General features: G+C 57.5%; 17 protein-coding genes. 8 read left to right on the forward strand and 9 right to left on the reverse strand.

Annotated features, from left to right (window positions below):
• Nucleotides 1–77: 77 nt before the first annotated feature.
• The 6 genes from qcrB to ctaC form a co-directional block, all read right to left on the reverse strand.
• Complete coding sequence (gene qcrB, locus F4V60_RS08230) at nt 78–1,700, reverse strand: cytochrome bc1 complex cytochrome b subunit (protein ID WP_075730143.1); 1,623 nt, start codon at nt 1,698–1,700, stop codon at nt 78–80.
• Nucleotides 1,700–2,920 carry a cytochrome bc1 complex Rieske iron-sulfur subunit gene (gene qcrA / locus F4V60_RS08235; RefSeq protein ID WP_075730144.1) on the reverse strand — a complete coding sequence of 407 codons (1,221 nt, stop codon included), beginning with the start codon at nt 2,918–2,920 and terminating at the stop codon, nt 1,700–1,702. Before qcrA ends, qcrB begins: the two co-directional genes overlap by 1 nt.
• Nucleotides 2,917–3,804: a cytochrome bc1 complex diheme cytochrome c subunit gene (qcrC, locus tag F4V60_RS08240; protein ID WP_075730145.1), complete on the reverse strand. Its 888-nt coding sequence runs from the start codon at nt 3,802–3,804 to the stop codon at nt 2,917–2,919. The genes qcrA and qcrC overlap by 4 nt, the downstream gene beginning before the upstream one ends.
• Before the next feature lie 71 nt (nt 3,805–3,875).
• Nucleotides 3,876–4,487, reverse strand: coding sequence for an aa3-type cytochrome oxidase subunit III (ctaE, locus tag F4V60_RS08245; RefSeq protein ID WP_428840512.1), 612 nt, complete (start codon nt 4,485–4,487; stop codon nt 3,876–3,878).
• A gap of 567 nt (nt 4,488–5,054) precedes the next feature.
• Nucleotides 5,055–5,486 (reverse strand): aa3-type cytochrome oxidase subunit IV, encoded by a 432-nt coding sequence (gene ctaF / locus F4V60_RS08250; RefSeq protein WP_075730147.1) that lies wholly within the window; start codon nt 5,484–5,486, stop codon nt 5,055–5,057.
• A gap of 17 nt (nt 5,487–5,503) precedes the next feature.
• A complete protein-coding gene (gene ctaC, locus F4V60_RS08255; protein ID WP_075730148.1) occupies nt 5,504–6,586 on the reverse strand; it encodes an aa3-type cytochrome oxidase subunit II in 1,083 nt (360 codons plus the stop codon).
• A gap of 403 nt (nt 6,587–6,989) precedes the next feature.
• Here ctaC and asnB point away from each other — a divergent pair, with 403 nt between their 5' ends.
• Nucleotides 6,990–8,912 (forward strand): asparagine synthase (glutamine-hydrolyzing), encoded by a 1,923-nt coding sequence (gene asnB, locus F4V60_RS08260; protein WP_075730149.1) that lies wholly within the window; start codon nt 6,990–6,992, stop codon nt 8,910–8,912.
• A gap of 163 nt (nt 8,913–9,075) precedes the next feature.
• Here the strand turns inward: asnB and F4V60_RS08265 are convergent, their stop codons facing one another.
• Entirely contained in the window at nt 9,076–9,429 is a 354-nt protein-coding gene (locus F4V60_RS08265; protein ID WP_075730150.1) for a HesB/IscA family protein, read from the reverse strand.
• A 207-nt stretch (nt 9,430–9,636) separates the two neighbouring features.
• Here F4V60_RS08265 and F4V60_RS08270 point away from each other — a divergent pair, with 207 nt between their 5' ends.
• A complete protein-coding gene (locus F4V60_RS08270; RefSeq protein ID WP_075730151.1) occupies nt 9,637–10,329 on the forward strand; it encodes a DUF3043 domain-containing protein in 693 nt (230 codons plus the stop codon).
• Nucleotides 10,330–10,351: 22 nt separating this feature from the next.
• On the forward strand, nt 10,352–11,341 hold the full coding sequence (locus F4V60_RS08275; protein ID WP_075730152.1) for a nicotinate-nucleotide--dimethylbenzimidazole phosphoribosyltransferase: 990 nt from the start codon (nt 10,352–10,354) through the stop codon (nt 11,339–11,341).
• 100 nt (nt 11,342–11,441) lie between these two features.
• Here the strand turns inward: F4V60_RS08275 and F4V60_RS08280 are convergent, their stop codons facing one another.
• Nucleotides 11,442–12,539, reverse strand: a complete 1,098-nt coding sequence (locus tag F4V60_RS08280) for a branched-chain amino acid aminotransferase (RefSeq protein WP_075730153.1) — start codon at nt 12,537–12,539, stop codon at nt 11,442–11,444.
• Nucleotides 12,540–12,652: 113 nt separating this feature from the next.
• Here F4V60_RS08280 and F4V60_RS08285 point away from each other — a divergent pair, with 113 nt between their 5' ends.
• Nucleotides 12,653–14,200 (forward strand): leucyl aminopeptidase, encoded by a 1,548-nt coding sequence (locus F4V60_RS08285; protein ID WP_075730154.1) that lies wholly within the window; start codon nt 12,653–12,655, stop codon nt 14,198–14,200.
• 49 nt (nt 14,201–14,249) lie between these two features.
• Here the strand turns inward: F4V60_RS08285 and F4V60_RS08290 are convergent, their stop codons facing one another.
• Nucleotides 14,250–14,645: an oxidoreductase gene (locus F4V60_RS08290; RefSeq protein ID WP_075730155.1), complete on the reverse strand. Its 396-nt coding sequence runs from the start codon at nt 14,643–14,645 to the stop codon at nt 14,250–14,252.
• A 123-nt stretch (nt 14,646–14,768) separates the two neighbouring features.
• Here F4V60_RS08290 and sucB point away from each other — a divergent pair, with 123 nt between their 5' ends.
• The 4 genes from sucB (at nt 14,769) to gcvT (ending at nt 21,582) form a co-directional block, all read left to right on the forward strand.
• The gene (sucB, locus tag F4V60_RS08295; RefSeq protein WP_075730156.1) at nt 14,769–16,817 is read left to right on the forward strand and encodes a 2-oxoglutarate dehydrogenase, E2 component, dihydrolipoamide succinyltransferase; all 2,049 of its coding nucleotides are present in this window, start codon (nt 14,769–14,771) and stop codon (nt 16,815–16,817) included.
• 182 nt (nt 16,818–16,999) lie between these two features.
• Nucleotides 17,000–17,434, forward strand: a complete 435-nt coding sequence (locus F4V60_RS08300) for a MepB family protein (RefSeq protein WP_075730157.1) — start codon at nt 17,000–17,002, stop codon at nt 17,432–17,434.
• A gap of 182 nt (nt 17,435–17,616) precedes the next feature.
• Nucleotides 17,617–20,466 carry an aminomethyl-transferring glycine dehydrogenase gene (gene gcvP / locus F4V60_RS08305; protein ID WP_075730158.1) on the forward strand — a complete coding sequence of 950 codons (2,850 nt, stop codon included), beginning with the start codon at nt 17,617–17,619 and terminating at the stop codon, nt 20,464–20,466.
• Between the two features lie 3 nt (nt 20,467–20,469).
• On the forward strand, nt 20,470–21,582 hold the full coding sequence (gene gcvT / locus F4V60_RS08310) for a glycine cleavage system aminomethyltransferase GcvT (protein ID WP_075730159.1): 1,113 nt from the start codon (nt 20,470–20,472) through the stop codon (nt 21,580–21,582).
• The last annotated feature ends 73 nt before the right edge of the window (nt 21,583–21,655 follow it).

Here is a 21,655-nt window from a genome sequence, read left to right on the forward strand (position 1 = left end):
AAAAACAAAAAGCTCACCGGCTCCCTATATATAAGGGAGCCGGTGAGCTTGTGAGCGTGTTAAAGAAGGCGGTCGGACTAGCTGCGACCGTTCTCCTCGTCTTCACGGCGGTTTGCCTCGTTGAGACGACGGAACATCTCCGCCTCCTCTTCATGGTTCTCCTCATGAATTTCGTGGACGCGGTCCATCAGCTGCGGATCATCCGGCGAGAACCAGCCCTGGGTCTCAGAGTCTGCGAGGCCCAACTGGTTGAGCTGCTTGGGAACCTGAGCGCCCGCGTACTCGAGGGGCACTGGATGACCGTTCTCATCCACCGGGCCGAGAGGCTGGTGGATCTCGATGTAGGCGCCACTCGGGAGTCGCTTCAAGACACCAGTCTCAATACCGTGCTCGAGGACCTCGCGGTCAGAGCGCTGTAGACCAACGCAGATGCGGTAAGTCATGAAGTAAGCAATCGGAGGCAGAACAATCAGGCCGATACGTCCCACCCAGGTCATTGCGTTGAGCGAAATCTGGAAGAAGTGCGCGACGTGGTCGTTACCACCAGACATGGTGACCAACAGGAAGAATGTGATAGCCATGGCACCAATCGCCGAGCGAACGGGGACATCGCGAGGACGCTGCAACAAGTTGTGGTGCGCGTCATCACCGGTGAGTTTCTTCTCGATGAACGGGTAAGCGAACAGCAGTACAACCATGAGACCACAGAGCAGAGCCACCCAGAAAGCGGAAGGAATGGTGTAGTTACCCAAGTACAGCTCCCACGCGGGCATGACACGAGCCACACCGTCAGTCCAGAGCATGTAAATATCAGGCTGGGAACCAGCAGAGACCTGCGAGGGGTTGTAGGGTCCGAGCAACCAGATGGCGTTAATGGTGAGGACGCCGGCCATAAGCGCCAGCACGCCAGCAACCATCATGCCCATGCCAATAGCCTTGGTGGCGAATACTGGCATGATGCGCACGCCGACAACGTTGTTCTCAGCACGGCCAGGTCCGGGGAACTGGGTGTGCTTCTGGTACCAGACGAGGATAAGGTGTGCGGCGATCAGGCCGAGAATAATGCCGGGGATGACAAGGACGTGCAGGATGTAGAAGCGGTCCAGCATGAGATCCGAGGGGAAGTCACCGCCGAAGATGGCCCAGTGCAGCCAGGTACCGATAATCGGCAGCCCCAAGATGATGGCCGACATAATGCGCAGACCAACACCGGAAAGAAGGTCATCTGGAAGGGAGTAACCGAGGAAGCCCTCGATCATGCCCAAAAGAATGAGCGAGCAACCGATGATCCAGTTGGCCTCGCGGGGACGCCGGAAGGCGCCCGTGAAGAAAATACGAAGCATGTGGGCAATCATGGACATCATGAACATGAGCGCTGCCCAGTGGTGCATCTGGCGAACGAAGAGTCCACCACGGACCTCGAAGGAAAGATCGAGGGCGGTTGCATAAGCGCGGGACATCTCAACGCCATTGAGAGGCGCGTATGTACCGTCATAAATGACCTTGGTGATCGAAGGATCAAAGAACAAGGCAAGATAGACACCGGTCAGCAGAAGGATAATGAAGCTGTAGAGCGCCATTTCACCCAACATGAAGGACCAGTGGGTCGGAAAGACCTTGTTGAGCTGTGTACGAATCATCCCCGCTGCGGTGTAGCGGGAATCAATATTATTGCCAATCTTGGCGAGTTTCTTGCTCATTATGATTTACGCTCCCAGAATGCCGGGCCGACAGGCTCAATGAAGTTACCCTGCGCGACGAGGTATCCCTCTTCGTCCACGGTGATCGGCAGCTGCGGAAGAGCACGGGCGGCAGGACCGAAGACCGGCTTGCCGTAATGCAAAGCATCAAACTGCGACTGGTGGCACGGGCAGAGAATACGGTTTGTCTGCGCCTCGTAGAGAGAGGTCGGGCAGCCAATGTGTGTACAGATTTTGGAGTAGGCGTAGTAGTCGCCGTAGTGGAAGTCTTCCTGACCCTCACGCTCAATAGCCTTCTGTGCGTCAGAGTGACGCAGGCGGATGAGCATCACGGCGTTACGGTTGCCGTGGATGGAGTGCATGTGATTCTCGTAGACTTCCTTGTCCTTAGACCACTTGTCACCATCGTTGACGTCCTGCTCCGCAAGCGGAAACACGGTCTCCATGCCGCCGGCAGCCAAGTCCTCTGCACGTACGCGCACCAGACGGGCAAGGCCCTTGGTGCTGTAGTGCGAACCGGATTCGCCATCGTGCATCTCGGCGATGGTGCTGGTGTCACGAGCAAGGTAGAGCTTGACGCCTTCGTTTGCCAAGGTCCAGCCGGAGGTCCACAACGTGCCGTCACCGGAGTAATCAAGATCGTGGCGAACCTTCCAAGGGTTGCGGACGGTGCCGCCGAGGGGAGCAATGACGGTCAAACCGAAGAGCACTCCTGCTCCGCCGAGCAGACCCTTGATGGTGGTACGACGACCCAAGGTCGAGGTCTTCCAAGAGTCATTGAGAAGAGCGGTCAGTGTACGGCGGTCAACTTCATCCGAAGGACCATCATGGCGACGCTGAACGGAGATTTCCTCTGGGAGGATCCGCTTAACGTACTGGACAATGGCAATACCGAGTGCACAGATAGCCACGAAGGAAGTAATTCCGAGAAGCGGCGTATAGAGAGTGTGCCACCACAGACCATCCTCGCCAAGGGACTTGTACTCCCAAGGCCAGAAAAGGTAGACCCCTAGGAAGGCCAACCCACCGAGCACGGAAAGCACAAGCCAGATGATGATGTTGGCGGAAGCACGCTTCTCTGCCGGATCACCTTCAACAGGGAAACGCTCCTTCCGGAAGGCAACGGTGACGCCATCGAGCTGCGTGCCGAGTGCAGCGAGTTCGTCATTGTTCATGTTGTTGAGCTCGGCCTCAGTGTAGTTCTTCTTTACGTTGCTCATGAGCGCGATCCAATCCACATTGCGGCAGCGCACAAAACGCTAATGCCAATGATCCACATTGCTAGGCCCTCGGCCACTGGTCCGAGGCCACCCAAATCCCAACCTGCCGGGGAGGGCGTTTCCTTAGCCGACTTGATGTAGGCGATAATGTCCTTCTTCTCATCAGCAGTGAGCTGACGGTCAGAGAACTTCGGCATGTTTTGCGGACCGGTGAGCATGGCCTGGTAGATCTCCTGCTCATTCGCCGGTGCCAGCGCAGGCGCGTACTTACCAGAGGAAAGCGCACCGCCTTGACCGGTGAAGTTGTGGCAGGAAGCGCAGTTCATGCGGAAGAGCTCAGAGCCCTTTGCCACATCCTCGTTCTGGATGTTGCCGTCGAAGTTGGCGCCGCGCAGAGACTCCTGTGCGATGTTTCCGTTCTCGTCGTAGACGATATCGGGGCCGCCACCATTGGCAGCCACGAAAGCGGCAAGAGCAAGCGTCTGCTGCTCGGTGTAGCGAGGAGTCTTACGCTCGGCCTGAGCGTCGTTGCTCATCATGGGCATGCGGCCGGAGTGCACTTGGAAGTACACGGAACCAGCACCCACGCCGACCAACGAAGGTCCACGCTTATCGATGCCCTGCAAGTTGGCACCGTGGCAGGTAATGCAAGCGGTGTCGTAGATGTCCTTGCCTTCTTGAATGAGGGCCTGGTCATCTTTCTGAGCGGTGGCTACCTGTGCGTCTGGCGTCAATGCAGATGCGAGGACGCCCGCCCCGGATAGGCCGACCGTAAGAGCAAAGGCGCCGGCTAGAGTGCGCTTGACCTTACGACGGCGACGGGTCTTCTTTGCCGAGTCAGTGGAGGCTTCCACTGAGACGGTCTGCGGATTGTTATCCATCATTTTCCTTTAGATAACTCGTACACGGAAATGAATGGCTGTAGGCCGAGGAATGAACTTCGGCATTCTACGGCCTACTGAATCAAGTAAATGACAGTGAAAACGCCGATCCAAACAACGTCGACGAAGTGCCAGTAATAAGAAACTGCCATCGCTGCCGTTGCCTGTGCTGGCGTGAACTTGGACTTAGAAATACGTGCCAAGATGATGGCAAATGCAATAAGTCCTGCTGTCACGTGCGCGGCGTGGAAGCCGGTGATGATGTAGAACACCGAGCCAAACACGCTGGATTGCACGGTCACACCGTGAAGAATAAGTTCGGTCCACTCGAAGGCCATGATGCCCAAGAACACGACACCAAGCGCAAGAGTCACGGAGTACCAAATGCGAAGCTTATAAACGTCACCCCTTTCTGCTGCAAACACGCCGAACTGGGAGGTAACGGAAGAAGAAATCAACACTGCCGTGATGAGAAAGCCCATCGGCACGTTGATATGGGCGGTATGCTCCGCCCAGTCGCCTTCCATACCGTTAGCTCGCGAGGTGAACCACATCGCGAACAGTCCGGCAAAGAACATCAATTCCTGAGACAGGAACACAATGGTGCCCACGCTGACCATATTGGGTCGGTTCAGCGAGGCTACACGTGGTGCTGCCATACCTTGGTTAGAAACTACGCTCGTCACGCATATAAGTATGGACGGGAGCGCCCCCTAAGTCACTTCGCTTCCCCCCGTTCCTTTAATCCTTTAACCGACCCGCCCCGAAGCCTCCACCAAGCCATGCCACATACAGCTGCCATCCTCCCCCCGGGGAACTATATGGCATAGGTCACGAACCCACATCAGCGCAGGTAGCGCACGCGCGCTAGGCCTAACAACACAAGGAATGTCAATAAGGACTAACCCCGGACCAACCAAAGAGCAATCTTTGCAAGCGGTTTGCCCAAAATAGTCCATGAGATAAATCACATTTACACACCGGCGCATAATTGCAGGTTTGCAACTTTCGTATGACCCCCAACAAAAATGCCCATCTACGTGCCCATACTCCCCTAGACGCATGCGCGCATATCCCGCGCGCACTCCCCTCTAGCTGTCACAGCTAGAGCACTCCCCTGAACTTTTTCCAGATCGTTTGGAACTTTTCCTGACCTGTATACGACGCGAGATCACCAAAGCCCTTTCCCGACCAAAAAGGCCGGGAAAGGGCTTGAGAAGTGTGCGAAAGCTAAGCCGAAAGTATGAGCGGCTTTAGTGCTTTTCCTTCGGCAGACCGTACTGCAAGGATAGTCCGGTTACGGAAGCAATGAGGCAGACAGCGCCCAAAGCAATCAACCAGAAGTACAAGAAGATGATGCCCAAACCGAGGACAGCCACCGAGCCGGTCATAGCGAGCGGCCAAATGGAGCTCGGAGAGAAGAATCCGAGGATGCCTGCACCGTCTTCAGTCTCGGCCTCCTCCCAGTCTTCGGGAGCAATGTCTACACGCTTATCAGTGAAGTGGAGGTAAACACCCAGCATGATGCACAGCAGGAAGGAAAGGGCCAAGGCCACTATTCCCGCCCACTCCGGGCCGTAGAGGTAACCGTCATCCTTAACGAGGTTAAGGCCGAAAATGTAGACGATGAGGGAAACAAACAGGTAGGTCGCAAGTGAATAGAAGACCATGGATGTTGCGCGCATTTGTTTTTCCTTATCTCTTATGCCGCGGCGTTGTTAGCGTCAACGAAGTTGTCTGCATCGGCGGTGTCACGCTGTGAGCTAAATGGTGAGGTGCTCACTGCATAAGGCTCCTGACCGATCTTTTCCAGCGCCTCGGCGTTGGTCGCGTCCGGGTTCTGCTCACGGAAGGCCATGTACTCGTTGAAGTCCTCTGGGGATACCACGCGGATTTCGAAGTTCATCATGGAGTGGTAAGTACCGCACATCTCAGCACAACGGCCGACGAAGGCGCCTTCTTCATTGATTTCCTCAACCTGGAAACGACGCTCCTGAGAGTTGTTCTCGGGGTGCGCATAAACGTCACGCTTGAACAAGAACTCCGGAACCCAGAATGAGTGGGATACGTCGCCGGAAGCCAAACGGAACTCAATTGGAGTTCCAGAAGGAAGAACCAAAACCGGAACTTCCTCGGTGGTTCCTACAGTCTCAATCTTGTTGTAGTTCAAGTAGGAAAGGTCACCCATGGACTTGCCGTGAATCGGGTTGGCGTTCTTAACGCCTTCCGGATCCTTGGCAGATTGCTCAGCCAAGCGCTGACGCTCGGTATCAGCACCGTTGTAGTTCTCGCCGTTAACCTTGTTCTCGGCGTAACCAAACTTCCAGTTCCACTGATAAGCGGTGACGTCAACTGTGACCTCTGGGTTCTTGTCCAAGGCCGTAACCTTCTGCTGCGCCTGAACGGTGAAGAAGAAGATGCCCATGATGATGAGGATCGGGACGATCGTCAGCACCATTTCTAGCGGGATGTTGTACTGCGTCTGCTTCGGGAACTCGCCCTTGCCGTCCTTCTTGGCCTTCTTCGCGCTCCAGCGGAAGATAGCAGTAAGGAAAAGACCCCACATGACGAAGCCGATGATCCACGCGGCAACCCATACCCAGATCCAGAAGTTGTACATCGACTCAGCCTCTGGGGTAATTCCCTTTGGCCAGCCAAAGCCTAGAATATTCTCGACCGCGGTCGGTGCCGCCGTCTCACAACCTGCCAAGGTAAGGCCGCCAAGTGCGAGTGCGCCGGCGATGCCTGCTTTCCGGGCAAGGTTGCGCTTTTTACGCTGTCCCACGTGTGTTCTGCCTTTCTGTCCACACAAACTTCTCGAATACTCACAGAGCATCCCTACCCAACTAGGATAGTTGATAGGAATGCTGCCACAGACCTTTTAACGGCCCTCGACCGCAGGGCTTACACCGCCCCACGACAGTCAATGCGGAAGATGCTACCGCCCCACCTGCACAATGCCATAACGCAAGCATATAGGCCCGCCGCTATTCTGTGTGACAATTCACAAAGAGGCAGGGAGGTCATCATACGAAAGTTCGCACCATTACGGGGAAGATTCTCAGGCTTCTCTGACCCGCGATGCGCCCGATGCCGCTTCGCCTCCCCGTGGCGTGTTGCGGGAAATGGCAGAGATAGCCGTAAAGTGTTGCCTAGAAAGAACCTCATATTAAAGGAGTAGACATTCTATGTGCGGATTGTGCGGCTTATTAGCGGCTAAACACAACGCTGAGGACTTTGTGGAGGCCGTAGAAAAGGCCCTCCCCTGCATGCGTCACCGTGGGCCTGATGCGGCAGGAACCTGGCACGATGCCGACGCCGCCTTCGGTTTCAACCGGCTCTCCATCATCGACATTGAGCATTCTCACCAGCCACTGCGCTGGGGACCCGCCGAGAATCCTGAGCGCTACGCCATGACTTTCAACGGGGAGATCTATAACTACATTGAACTGCGCGAGCAGCTGAAGAAGGAAGGTTATTCCTTTAATACTGAGGGCGATGGCGAGCCCATCGTCGTTGGCTTCCATCACTGGGGCGAGGACGTAGTCAATCACCTCCGCGGGATGTTTGCCATTGTCATCTGGGACACCGAGACGAAGACCATGTTCGCCGCCCGTGACCAGTTCGGCATCAAGCCTTTGTACTACGCCACTACTGCAGCAGGCACCGTCTTTGCCTCCGAAATGAAGTGCATCCTCGAGATGGCGGAGGCTCTTGGTCTAGAACTCAACCTTGATAAGCGCGCCATCGAGCATTACGTCGATCTGCAGTACGTTCCCGAGCCGGAGTCTCTGCACGCCCATATTCGCCGCGTCGAGTCTGGCTCCACCGTTACCCTGCACCCGGGAGAAGATGTTGTGGCCAAGCGCTACTTCCGTCCCACCTTCCCTGTTCAACAAGTGCCTAAGGGCAAGGAACAGGACCTCTTTGACCGGATCACCCGGGCCTTAGAAGACTCCGTCGAAAAGCACATGCGCGCCGATGTGACTGTCGGCTCCTTCCTTTCCGGTGGCATCGATTCCACCGCCATTGCTGCCTTGGCCAAACGGCACAACCCCAACCTTTTGACTTTTACTACTGGATTCGAGCGCGAAGGCTACTCCGAGGTCGACGTGGCCGCAGAATCTGCTGCCGCCATTGGCGTTGAGCATATTGTCAAGATTGTCTCGCCCGAGGAATACGCGGATGCCGTGCCGAGAATCATGTGGTACCTCGACAATCCTGTGGCCGATCCTTCCCTCGTTCCCCTGTATTTCGTGGCACAGGAAGCACGCAAGCACGTGAAGGTAGTGCTCTCCGGTGAGGGTGCGGACGAGCTCTTCGGCGGGTACACCATCTACAAGGAACCCCTTTCTCTAGCTCCTTTTGAGAAGCTACCGTCCCCGCTTCGCCGTGGACTGGGAAGGCTCTCCAAGGTTTTGCCCGATGGGATGAAGGGAAAGTCACTCCTAGAGCGTGGCTCGATGGATATGGAGGAGCGTTATTACGGCAACGCGCGTTCCTTCAACTTCGACCAGCTCCACCGCGTCATGCCTTGGGCCAAGCGCGAGTGGGATCACCGCGAAGTTACCGCACCGATTTATGCGGAATCTGAGGGGATGGATCCCGTCGCACGCATGCAGCATCTCGACCTTTTCACCTGGATGCGCGGAGATATCCTCGTCAAGGCCGACAAGATGAACATGGCCAACTCTCTCGAGCTGCGCGTGCCTTTCCTAGATAAAGAGGTATTTAAGGTGGCGGAGACAATTCCTTATGACCTCAAGATTGCCCACAGCACCACCAAGTATGCCCTGCGCAAGGCCCTTGAAAACATCGTTCCGCCACATGTTCTGCACCGCCGCAAGCTCGGGTTCCCCGTACCCATGCGCCACTGGCTCGCCGGTGAAGAGCTCTACGGCTGGGCTCAGCAGACTATTCAGGAGTCCCAGACCGAGAACATCTTCAACAAGAAGGCAGTCTTAGAGATGCTCAAGGAGCACCGCGACGGCGTTTCTGATCATTCCCGGCGGCTGTGGACGGTTATCTCCTTCATGATCTGGCACGGAATCTTCGTGGAAAAGCGCATCGACCCCAAGATCGAACAGCGCGACTACCCCGTCAGGCTCTAGCCGCCGCACACCCTGCGCGGTACCGCCGCAATAGAAGCAAAAGGCCCGCACCTTGACTGTCCCTTTCGATTAAGAAAGAGCACGTCAAAGTGCGGGCCTTAAACCTATGTGAAGCACAATGCGAAGCTAGATTTCTCCGCTTGAGATGCGCTGAGCAGGTTCCTTAGTTGAAGGAGTCGCCGCAGGCGCAAGAGCCGCCCGCATTCGGGTTATCAATGGTGAAACCCTGGGATTCGATGGTGTCCGAGAAGTCAATCTTCGCGCCACTGAGATAGGGCACCGACATCTTGTCAACCACGAGGCTCACTCCGCCGATGGTATCGACCTTGTCGCCATCAAGCGTGCGATCATCGAAGTAGAGCTGGTAGCGCAGGCCGGCGCAACCACCGGGCTGTACGGCAATGCGCAGCGAAAGATCATCACGGCCCTCCTGCTCCAGCAGGGCCTTAGCCTTAGCTGCTGCAGCATCGGTCAGGATAACGCCAGTTGCGGAAGTTGCGGAAGTTGGAGCGGTCATTTCTTCTCCTCAAACAAAGACTTGATTTCGAATACTCGTTATCGATATTCGGTTTCGACGTGTGGAAAATTTCTTGCCACCATCCTACCCTCCCACCTAAGCCGAGAAAAGATGAAAAAGAACGGAGGCAATGGCTATGTGTAGTTCAACACTCTCGCTCGCGGGCCTATTCCCACTCAGGGCCGGCAACCTTGTAACCTAAATGACGTGAAACTACCGTGGCAAAAAGACAATAAGACCTCCGACAAAGCTGCAGCGCACGCGGGGGCGGAAGACACCGAGCACCCGGAGGTGACCTACCCCAAGGGATTTACCCCTCCTAAAGGCAGGCCCACCCCCAAAAGGCATGACCAGGAAATTGCCAAGGGCGTAATCCGCGATCCCAACCGCGCGAGCGATCCACAGCGCCGTGAGCGGCGCAAGGAACTCAAGGCCTCCATGTCTAAAGAAGAGTGGAAAGCCTATAAGAAGAAGGAACGCCAGGAAATCCGCGAACGCAACCAAGTTGCGCAAAAGCGCATGGAATCCGGGGAGGAACAATACCTCTTACCGCGAGATAAGGGCGAGGTACGCCGCTTCGTGCGTAATTGGGTGGATTCCCAGCGCTTCTTGACCGAATGGGTCATGCCTTTCGCCCTTATCCTGCTGCTCTTTACCTTCTTGGGTAGCTCCAACCCCACTTTTGCCAACATCACCTCTATCGTCGCCATGGCTTTCATCGCGGTCTTCGCCTTCGAAGGCATCTTCCTGGGCCGTCGATGCAACAATGCGGTTCGCCTCAAGTTCCCGAACACCACTGAGGCCGGCTTCGGGCTAGGCTTCTACGCCTACTCCCGCGCAACCCAGCCCCGGAAGTGGCGCACTCCCCGCCCCCAGGTCGAGCGCGGCGCAAGCGTCTAGTTCCAGGTAAAGGTAACGTCCAATGCTTAAGTTTGAGTCCATTCCCGGCCCCGACCTCGAGGCACGGTCAGCGATGGAATTGGGGCTTGCTTCCTCACCTCGCGGCGCCTCTTTCGGACGCCTGCGCTCAGTCGCTCAGTGGTACGCCGGCTGCCGCGGGCAGGTACCCGCTGAGCAAGTTCAACGCGCGCGCGTTGTGGTTTTTGCTGGCGGCCACGGCATTGTCGGCAGAACCTTTGAAGGGGTCGGACTATCTGCTTTCGCCCCCGAGGCCGATGCGGAGATTCTCCAAGAGCTCAACGTCGGCGCTGGTCCTACGCACGCCATCGCGCGCCGCGTCAATGCAGGAATTAGAGTAGTCACCCTGCCCAGTTCCGCCCCCATTGATACTGAGGACGCCATGTCGGCGCAGGTACTCAATGAATCGCTCGCGGCGGGCCAGCATGCGGCCGATGTGGAGATCGACGAGGGCGCTGACTTGCTCATCCCAGCGGAGCTCGGCGTCGGCGCAACCACAGTCGCCGCAGTCATCATGGGAACCTTGAGTTCAACCGAGCCTGTGGCCATTGTTGGCCCTGGCTCGGGCACCACGGATTCCATGTGGAAGACCAAGGTTACGGTCATCCGTGATGCGATGTTTAGGGCCCGCAATCTCGACCCTGAAGAGCTTTTGGAAGTCTCTTCCTCCCCCAGCACTGCAGCGCTGGTTGGCTTCATCATTCAGGCGGCGACTCGCCGCACGCCCCTGCTTGTCGACGGCCCCTTGGTTGCCACCGCTGCCGTCATCGCCGAGCGTCTCGCTCCCGGCACCAAGAAATGGCTCTACGCAGCGAGTGAAGGTCTTGAGCCTGCCCACCATTTGGCGCTCGAAGATCTGGGTCTTGAGCCACTCCTTCGGATTGAGCTTCGCGCCGGCCAAGGCTGCGGAGCCTTGCTTGCTTTGCCCTTGGTGGAAAGTGCCCTTGACCTAGCCGCAGATGAGGTCACAGCCATAAGCTCCCAGCTGGACTAGGCTAACTGGGAGCTTGGGCTCTTCCTCTCCCCCTGTCCTGCAGCGCCCGCCTCTCACCCCAACGAGACCCGCGAACAGGAACAGGAACTCGAACAAGGAATTACTTGGTCAGCGGGTAGAGCCAGCCGTGCTTGTCAGCGACAGTACCGCGCTGGATTCCGGTGAGCTCTTCGCGCAGCTGCATGGTGATCGTGCCAGCCTTGTTGTCGTTGACTTCGAACTCGCCATCATTGCTCATGACGCGACCAACCGGAGTGATGACTGCGGCAGTGCCACAGGCGAAGGCTTCGGTCATTTTGCCTGCGGCGACGTCCTCGCGCCACTCATCGATGGTGATGCGACGCTCCTCAACCCCATAGCCCAAGTCTTGGGCAACCTGCAGCAAGGACTGGCGGGTGATACCCGGCAGCAAGGAACCAGACAAAGCCGGGGTGACGATAGTGGCATCCGCGCCGGATCCGTAGACGAACATCAGATTCATGCCGCCCATCTCTTCGATGTACTTGCGGTCGATGGCATCGAGCCACACAACCTGATCGCAGCCCTTTTCTTCGGCTTGGGCCTGTGCCAACAGGGACGCAGCATAGTTTCCTGCGAATTTGGCAGCGCCGGTACCACCTGGTGCGGCACGAACGTAATCGGTAGAGACCCAGACCGAGACTGGTTTGATGCCACCGCTGAAGTAGGCACCTGCCGGCGAGGCGATGACCATGAAGCGATAAGCGTTTGCGGGGTGGACACCAACGGAAACCTCAGTAGAGATCATGAAGGGACGTATGTAAAGGGAAGCTTCTCCGCCTGCAGCCGGGGTCCAGGCCTTATCGACCTCAACCAGCTGGCGCAAAGACTCGATGAAGTCCTCCTGAGGCAATGGCGGCATGGCCATGCGCTTGGCGGAATTGATCATGCGCTGAGCGTTCTGGTCAGGGCGGAAGGTGACGATGGAGTCATCTGCCTGGCGGTAAGCCTTGATGCCTTCGAAGATCGACTGCCCATAGTGCAAAACCGTGGTGGCCGGGTCGAGCTCGATAGGGGCATAAGGACGAACCTGTGCGTCGTGCCAGCCTTCTTCTTCGTTCCAGTCGATGGTCACCATGTGATCAGTGAAGTACTTGCCGAACCCAGGATTCTTAAGAATCTCTGCGATTTCGGCCGGGGAGGTGGGATTATCAGTGCGGGTTACCGTGAAATTAAGCATGCCTACACAATACTCCGCAGGCCACGCATGCGGGCTAAAAGGCCCCGAGAGGACCTCCTCGTCCACGCGTATGATGTTTGAGGTAATCGAATCTTTCAGTTCTCAGGAGGAAAATGGTGGCTACTTCCACGTTTGCACTACCGGCTCGCGGCGTCTTTCCCGGCGTCGAATTACTCAAGAAGGCCCCCAAGCACGCGGAAGCTCTCATCGTGCTTGCCGTCAAAGGCGAGGACGGCCTCGAGCTTTGCGCTACCTCACTGCTGGATGCCGGCGCCACCCGCACCGTATTTGATTCGCTCGTTGCCGTTGGTGCCACCGGCAAGGCAGGTGAACTCAAGCGCGTACCCGCCCCTGCCAAGTCCGGCTTCACCTCGGTCGTGGCCTTGGGCCTAGATAATATGGAAGACTTCGACTCGGAGCAGGCGCGGCGCACACTAGGTTCCGCGGCACGCCACCTACGCAAGGTGGAGACCGCAGTAATTGACGTCCCCGCTCCCCTGCTTGCAGCAGCAACAGAAGGAGTACTCCTTGGCGGCTATGAGTACCGTGGAATCCACTCGCCCGAGTCCTCTGACAAGGACAAGGCAACATCCAAAGATAAGGCCGCCGAGAAGAAGCAGCCTGGAACTTTCTACTTCATTGGTGGAAAGGATCAAAAAGACGCCTTCGAGCACGCAAAGATCACTGCGGAATCCGTCATCCTAGCCAGAGACCTCGTTAACGCTCCGGCCAATGTTCTCTACCCCGAGTCCTACGCGCAGTTCATCAGCGCCGAGTCTAAGGAAGCCGGTCTGGATGTCGAGATCCTCGACGAGAAGGAGCTGGAAAAGCAGGGCTTCGGTGGAATCCTTGCGGTAGGCAAAGGCTCGCAGCGCCCCCCGCGTCTTGTTCGTGTGACCTGGAGCCCTAAGAAGGCAAAGAAGACTGTCGCGCTGGTTGGTAAGGGAATAACCTTCGATACCGGCGGAATCTCCCTTAAGCCTGGCAACGGAATGTGGGACATGATCTCTGACATGGGCGGATCCGCAGCTATGGTCGCTTCCGTACTGGCCGCCGCCAAGTTGGAAATCCCTGTCAAGGTAGTTGCTACCTTGCCACTCGCAGAGAACATGCCTTCGGGCTCTGCTACCCGTCCGGGCGATGTCATCACCCACTACGGCGGAATCACCTCCGAGGTGCTCAACACCGATGCAGAAGGCCGCCTTGTCTTGGCCGATGCCATCGCCCGCGCAAGCGAAGACGACCCCGATTACCTTATTGATACTGCCACCTTGACCGGTGCCCAGATCGTCGCTTTGGGTAGCCGCACCGCCGGAGTGATGGGCACGGCAGACTTCCGCGATCGCGTGGCCGAAGTGGGTCGAGAAGTCGGCGAAAACGCTTGGGCCATGCCACTGCTCGAGGAGCACGACGAGGAGATCTCAACCCCCGCCGCTGACATCCGCAACATCCACGTCAAGCGCGAGGGCGGAATGGAGTTTGCAGCCACCTATCTCCAGCGCTTTGTCGGGGAGGACATCGCTTGGGCGCACATCGACGTCGCTGGCCCAGCCTGGAACGGCAGCGGTCCCCGCGGCTACACGCCTAAGCGCGCCACTGGCGTACCGGTACGCACGGTAGTGGCCGTCTTGGAAGAAATCGCAGCACAAGACAAGAAATAGAGAAACAACGAAGCATCAGCAGTAATAACTGCTATCGCTGTGGCCGCGCCTAGGACTCGGGGGTCTCGCCCCGATTAAACCTGGCGCGCCTTTCGCGTTGTTCTTCCCTGCGACGCAGAATCCTCTCGCGTTCCATTCGCTCACGCATGCGCTGTGGGTAGCCGGTCTCCTCGACGTCATACACGGCGCAATCAAGCAGCTTTGCTACAGCATCGATCCCTTTTGGCCCCCCGATTCTGCGGCGGGTGAACTCTCCCTCGTGGTCCACCACCACAACAGACATCTCGTTGAGGACGGTCTCGGGCTCGATGAAAGCCTCGATAAAAGCCCTCCCAGCAGCCCATTGCTGCAACGCGCGCGCATCTTCCGCCCTGATGGTGTCTCCCGGTGCGCGCGGGGGACGAAGCTGCGATCGGGATTGATTGCGGCGGAAGATATTAAACATAAGTTCACATCTTACCCTCATGAGGGTAACTATCAGACCCGGATATACGCGCTGGTTTCAATGACGCTGTAGGATTGGTCGACAGCGATATTTAATTCCAACTTCCGAGGAGTCTTATTACTCATGGCGCACTCCGTTGAGATGCCCGAACTGGGCGAATCCGTCACCGAAGGCACTATCACCCAGTGGCTGAAATCCGTCGGTGACACCGTAGAGGTCGACGAACCACTACTCGAGGTTTCCACCGACAAGGTTGATACCGAAATCCCCTCCCCGGTAGCGGGTACCCTGATAGAGATTAAGGCCGACGAAGACGACACTATCGAGGTCGGCTCCGTCATCGCCATCATCGGTGATGAAGGCGAATCTGCATCTTCCTCCTCTGAAGAGGAAGAAAAGCAGGCAGAGCCTGAGGCAGAAGCCAAGGAAGAGGAAGCACCCAAGGCAGAAAAGCCTGCCGCTTCCGGCGATGCCACCGACGTCGAAATGCCCGAACTCGGCGAATCCGTCACCGAAGGCACCATCACCCAGTGGCTGAAGTCCGTCGGCGACACCGTAGAGGTCGACGAACCACTACTCGAGGTTTCCACCGACAAGGTTGATACCGAAATCCCCTCCCCCGTCGCAGGAACCCTCGTAGAGATCCTCGCCGACGAGGACGACACCATCGAGGTCGGCTCCGTTATCGCCCGCATCGGTGATGCCAACGCACAGCCGGCACAGGAATCCGCGCCCGCCAAGGAAGAAAAGCAGGCAGTGCCTGAGGCAGAAGCCAAGGAAGAGGAAGCACCCAAGGCAGCAGCCCAGGAAGAAAAGCCTGCCGCTTCCGGCGATGCCACCGACGTCGAAATGCCCGAACTCGGCGAATCCGTCACCGAAGGCACCATCACCCAGTGGCTGAAGTCCGTCGGCGACACCGTAGAGGTCGACGAACCCCTACTCGAGGTTTCCACCGACAAGGTTGATACCGAAATCCCCTCCCCCGTCGCAGGAATCCTCGTAGAGATCCTCGCCGACGAGGACGACACCATCGAGGTCGGCTCCGTTATCGCCCGCATCGGTGATGCCAACGCACAGCCGGCACAGGAATCCTCGCCCGCCAAGGAAGAAAAGCAGGCAGTGCCTGAGGCAGAAGCCAAGGAAGAGGAAGCACCCAAGGCAGCATCCCAGGAAGAAAAGCCTGCCGCTAAGAAGGAAGAGAAGCCGGCTTCCGCACCGGTGAACAAGGGCGATAACATCCCCTACGTCACCCCATTGGTACGCAAGCTCGCCGATAAGTACGGCGTGGACCTCAACACTGTCAACGGCACTGGTGTCGGCGGACGTATCCGTAAGCAAGACGTCATGGCCGCTGCAGGCCAGGGTGAGGCTTCCACCCAGGAAGCTGCACCAGCTTCCTCGGATCCGCGCGCACGCTGGTCCACCAAGTCGGTGGATCCGCAGAAGCAGGAGCTTATTGGCACCACCCAGAAGGTCAACCGGATCCGCGAGATCACCGCGAAGAAGATGGTCGAGGCTCTGCAGATTTCTGCTCAGCTCACCCATGTTCAAGAGGTCGACATCACTGCTGTGGCCAACCTGCGCAAGCAGAACAAGCCTGCTTTCGTTGAGAAATACGGCGCCAACCTCTCCTACCTGCCCTTCATCGTGAAGGCGACCGTCGAGGCGCTGGTTTCGCACCCGAACGTCAACGCCTCTTACAACCCGGAGACCAAGGAGATGACTTATCACTCCGACGTCAACGTTGCTATCGCCGTCGATACCCCACGTGGTCTGCTGACCCCGGTTATCCACAAGGCTCAGGATTTGAGCCTGCCAGAGATCGCTCAGGCCATCGCCGGTTTGGCTGATAAGGCACGCAACAACAAGCTCAAGCCGAATGACCTGACCGGCGCTACCTTCACCATCACCAACATTGGCTCCGAAGGTGCACTGCTCGATACCCCGATCCTGGTTCCGCCGCAGGCCGGAATCCTGGGCACCGCGGCTATCACCAAGCGCCCGGTTGTCGTGACTGAGGACGGTCAGGATGCTATTGCCATCCGCCAGATGTGCTACCTGCCCTTCACCTACGACCACCAGGTTGTTGATGGTGCAGATGCCGGCCGTTTCGTAACCACCATTAAGGACCGGTTGGAAACCGCTAACTTCGAGGCTGACCTGGGACTCTAATTCCCCTCCCGTTTTCGATTCCCCTCCCAGCTTCGTAGTTCTACCGTCCGATACCTTCTCCCACCTACAGGGACAGAGCGTATCGGGCGGTATCTGCTTTTTCCGAGCGGTGATGTCTCGGTCAATGACTCGAATAGGCTGCGTGCAGGATAGCCCCGAAAACACTGTTAGGGTTTTCCCTTATGGGATTTAGTGCGTTGGAGCTCTGGGCTTCCGAGGTAGGACTTACTGTTTCAGTGAAGGCTGAGGAACAAACTAGTGACTACGAATCAGGTGTGGCTCAGATTGCAGGCTGTGAGTGGCATATTCGAACTGCTAGGAACACACCCTCAAAACCAGGAGCATTCGTGGCCTTTTGGTGCCGAGGGGTGGATGGACGGACGCGTCCATTTAGTGGGGATGAGATGAATTCTGGCCTTATGGTATTCGTGGAGCAGCAAGGTCGACGCGGAGTATTCACTTTTACTCCCGAACATCTTGAACAGTTGGGCATCACTTTCGGATCCAACCAACCAGGCAAACGCGGCTTTCGCGCCTATCCCGCTTGGTGCGAAGACTTGAACTCTCGAGCAAAGGAAACGCAACGTGCACAGGCATCAGCCTTCAAAGAGTACTGAAGCCCCCTGCTATTCCTAAATCTTTGCCACCCGGGTTCTTTACTCCTGAACACGGCTTGGCATGGCTCCTTAAAAGTGCCTGCAGAGCTAAGCCGAACAGAAAACGTTCCTTTATGTCGCTCCGAGGTTTTATACTTAGCTACGGTTATCCTCAGCCCATTTCACAAGGAGCACTTGAATTCATGGCTTTCCTTTCCCGCCATCTCGGCCCCAACGCACCGGAGCGTGCGTCCATGCTCGAGGCCGTTGGCTATGCATCAGTCGAAGACCTGGTCAACGCTGCTATCCCACAAGGCATTCGCACCGCCGCGCTACCCCAGCTTCCAGATGCATTGAGCGAGGAAGCAGCGCAAGACAAGCTCCGTGAATACGCCAACCACAACGTTGTCTTGAAGTCCTTTTATGGTCAGGGCTTTTCAGACACCCTCACGCCAGCAGTCATTCGCCGCGGGCTCCTCGAGGATGCGGGTTGGTACACGGCCTATACGCCCTATCAGCCTGAGATCTCTCAAGGACGGTTGGAGGCGTTGCTGAACTTCCAGACCATGATCGAATCCCTTACAGGGCTTCCCATCGCAAATGCCTCGCTCCTCGACGAGGCCTCCGCAGCCGCCGAGGCCGTTGGCCTCATGGCTCGCTCGGTCAAGAAGGGTCGGCGTGTTCTCTTGGACTCGCGTTTACATCCGCAGGTTCTCAACGTAGCTGCCGCTCGCGCCCGAGCGATTGACATCGAGGTCGAGGTCATCGACATTCGCGCCGGCATTGTCGGTGAGGATCTGCTCGGAGCCGTCATCGCATACACGGGGACCGAGGGCGATATTTTTGATCCCCAATCCGTCATTTCTGATCTGCACGCTCGTGGCGCACTAGCAACGGTGGTCACTGATCCGCTTTCTCTGCTACTCCTCGAAGCCCCCGGCTCTTTCGGTGCAGACGTAGTCATTGGCTCTGCGCAACGCTTCGGCGTTCCGCTCTTCTTCGGAGGCCCACACGCGGCTTATATGGCCGTGGCTGACAAGCTTAAGCGCAAGATGCCTGGCCGCCTCGTCGGTGTTTCCATCGACGCTGCGGGGCGTCCCGCCTACCGCCTGGCGCTCCAAACACGCGAACAGCATATCCGCCGCGAACGTGCTACCTCCAATATCTGTACCGCACAGGCGCTTCTGGCAAATGTTGCCTCCATGTACGCCGTCTACCACGGCCCCCAAGGGCTCAAAAAGATAGCAGAGCGGGTCCACAGTCTGGCCTCCTCCTTTGCAGCCTCTGTGCTTGATGCGGGCAAGGACATTGTCTCGGATTCTTTCTTCGATACCGTAACCGTCTCCGGTGTGGACTCGGCTTCCATCAAGGCGGAGCTGCAAGACCTGGGATACCTCGTGCGCGCCATCGGCCCAGACAAGGTTTCGGTTTCTTTCGGCGAATCCGCAAGTCAAGCCGATCTGGTTGTCTTGGCAGAGGTCTTTGGCGCCGAGGTTATCTCCGCAGAGTCCTCCATCCCAGAGAAGCTGGTGCGTGAACAAGCGCCTCTGCAGGAGGACATTTTTAATCGGATCCACTCCGAGACTCAGATGATGCGCTATCTGCGCACCTTGGCGGACAAGGATCTGGCGCTGGACCGCACCATGATTCCGCTCGGTTCCTGCACCATGAAGCTCAACCCCACTGCAGCCATGGAGCCCATCTCTTGGCCTGAATTCGCGGGTATTCACCCCTATGCCCCGGAGGAAACCACCGCGGGTTGGCGTGAGCTCATTGCAGAGTTCGAAGGCTGGCTGGCTGAGATCACCGGCTACGCCAAGATTTCGATTCAACCAAATGCTGGCTCGCAGGGCGAGCTGGCCGGGTTGCTTGCCATTCGGCGCTATCACGTCGCCAACGGAGATACTGGCCGCGATGTCGTCCTTATCCCCGCCTCCGCGCATGGTACGAACGCCGCTTCCGCCACCCTGGCGAACCTACGCGTCGTCGTCGTCGCCACCGCGGATGATGGCTCAATTGACGTGAGCGACCTCGATGCCAAGATTGAGAAATACGGTGAGCACATCGCGGGAATCATGATCACCTATCCTTCCACCCACGGGGTATTCGACCCAGAGGTCCGCGAAGTCTGCGATAAGGTACACGCCGCTGGCGGTCAAGTCTATATTGACGGCGCGAACATGAACGCCATTACTGGTTGGGCCCGCCCTGGGGATTTTGGCGGCGATGTCAGCCACCTCAACCTGCACAAAACCTTCACCATTCCGCACGGCGGCGGCGGCCCCGGCGTAGGTCCGGTGGGCGTGGCCAAGCACCTCATTCCTTTCCTTCCTGCTGATCCCAATGGCCCGGGCGTCGATCCGGCTGCACCGGCCCCAGTCGGCACGGGGGTTCCCATCTCCAGCACCAAATATGGATCGGCGGGAGTCTTGCCCATTTCCTGGGCTTACCTGGCCATGGTGGGCTCCGCAGGTGCCGCTGATGCCTCAGCACACGCTATCCTCGGCGCAAACTATATCGCCACCTCCCTGCAAGAGTCTTTCCCCGTGCTCTATACCGGAAACAAGGGCTTAGTAGCCCACGAGTGCATCCTCGACCTGCGCGAGCTGACGGAGGTTTCCGGGGTCACTGCGGCCGACGTCGCCAAGCGGCTCATCGACTACGGCTTCCACGCGCCGACCTTGGCTTTCCCCGTCGCGGGAACCCTCATGGTGGAGCCCACCGAATCCGAGGACCTGGGAGAGCTTGATCGCTTTATTGCTGCCATGCGGCAGATTCGCGCCGAGATCCAGGAGATCATAGAAGGCAAGGTTTCCTACGAGGACTCCGTTATTCACCACGCCCCCTTCACCGCCGAATCCCTGGTATCGGATACCTGGGATTACGGCTTTGGCCGCGAGAAGGCCGCCTACCCCGTGCCTGCGCTGCGTCAGAATAAGTACTTCCCGCCGGTGCGCCGAGTGGACGAGGCCTACGGAGACCGTAACCTCGTCTGTTCCTGCCCACCGCCCGAGGCCTTTGACTACAGCACCGATTCCACAGAGGAGAACTAGACCATGACCGAGCTTTTGACCTCCCCCTTGCACTCCGAGCACGAGCAATTGGGCGCGACTTTCACCGCCTTTGGACCGTGGAATATGCCCCTGAAGTATGGCAACGAACTCGAAGAACACCGCGCAGTGCGCTCTTCAGCCGGCCTTTTCGATCTCTCTCACATGGGCGAAATCTGGGTCAATGGCCCCGACGCAGCTGCCTTCTTGAGCTATAGCCTCATCTCGGACTTCAGCAACCTGAAGATCGGCAAAGCCAAGTACTCCATGATCACCGCGGAAGACGGCGGCATCATCGATGATCTCATCACCTACCGTCTCGGGGAAACTAAGTTTCTCGTCGTTCCCAATGCGGGCAACACGGATGCCGTGTGGGAAGCGCTTAATCAACGCGCCGCGGACTTTGACGTTGATCTGAAGAATGAGTCCCGCGATGTAGCTATGATCGCCATCCAAGGCCCAAAGGCAGCGGAGATCCTCGTCCCGCTCGTGGAAGACAACAAGCAAGAGGCAGTATTCGAGCTGCCCTACTATGCCGCGATGACTGGCAAAATCGCCCGCAAGTACGCGTTTATCTGCCGTACCGGATATACCGGGGAGGATGGCTTCGAGCTCATCGTCTACAACGCTGACGCCCCCGAGTTGTGGCAGGAGCTACTCAAAGCCGGCGAAGAATTCGGCCTGCGCCCAGCCGGCCTGGCAGCACGAGACTCTCTGCGCTTGGAGGCTGGCATGCCTCTATACGGCAATGAGCTTTCTCGCGACATCACCCCGGTAGAGGCCGGTATGGCACGCGCCTTTGCCAAGAAGGACGTCGATTTCGTCGGCGCTGCTGTCATGCGTGAGCGCGCGGCTGAAGGTCCGCAGCGCTCCATTATCGGTCTGACCTCCGAGCAAAAACGTGCTGCACGCAGCGGATCTGCCATTTATGCCGGGGAAAAGCAGGTCGGGACGGTAACTTCCGGCCAGCCCTCGCCCACGCTGGGCCACCCCGTCGCCCTCGCCTTGGTAGATACCGCTGCACAGCTTCAGCCTGGAGATGCCGTCGAAGTAGACATCCGGGGAAAGCGTTATCCCTTCACCATCAGTGCTCTGCCGTTTTATAAGCGCGAGCACTAATCACTGGCTAGAATCTTTTCCATTAACTCCGGTTAGCTGCTTTTCCGGATTGCTGTTTCCCAGAAAGGAACCT

Origin of the sequence: Corynebacterium flavescens (genome assembly GCF_008693105.1) — a bacterium.
In the GTDB taxonomy this organism is placed as follows: Bacteria; Actinomycetota; Actinomycetes; order Mycobacteriales; family Mycobacteriaceae; genus Corynebacterium; species Corynebacterium flavescens.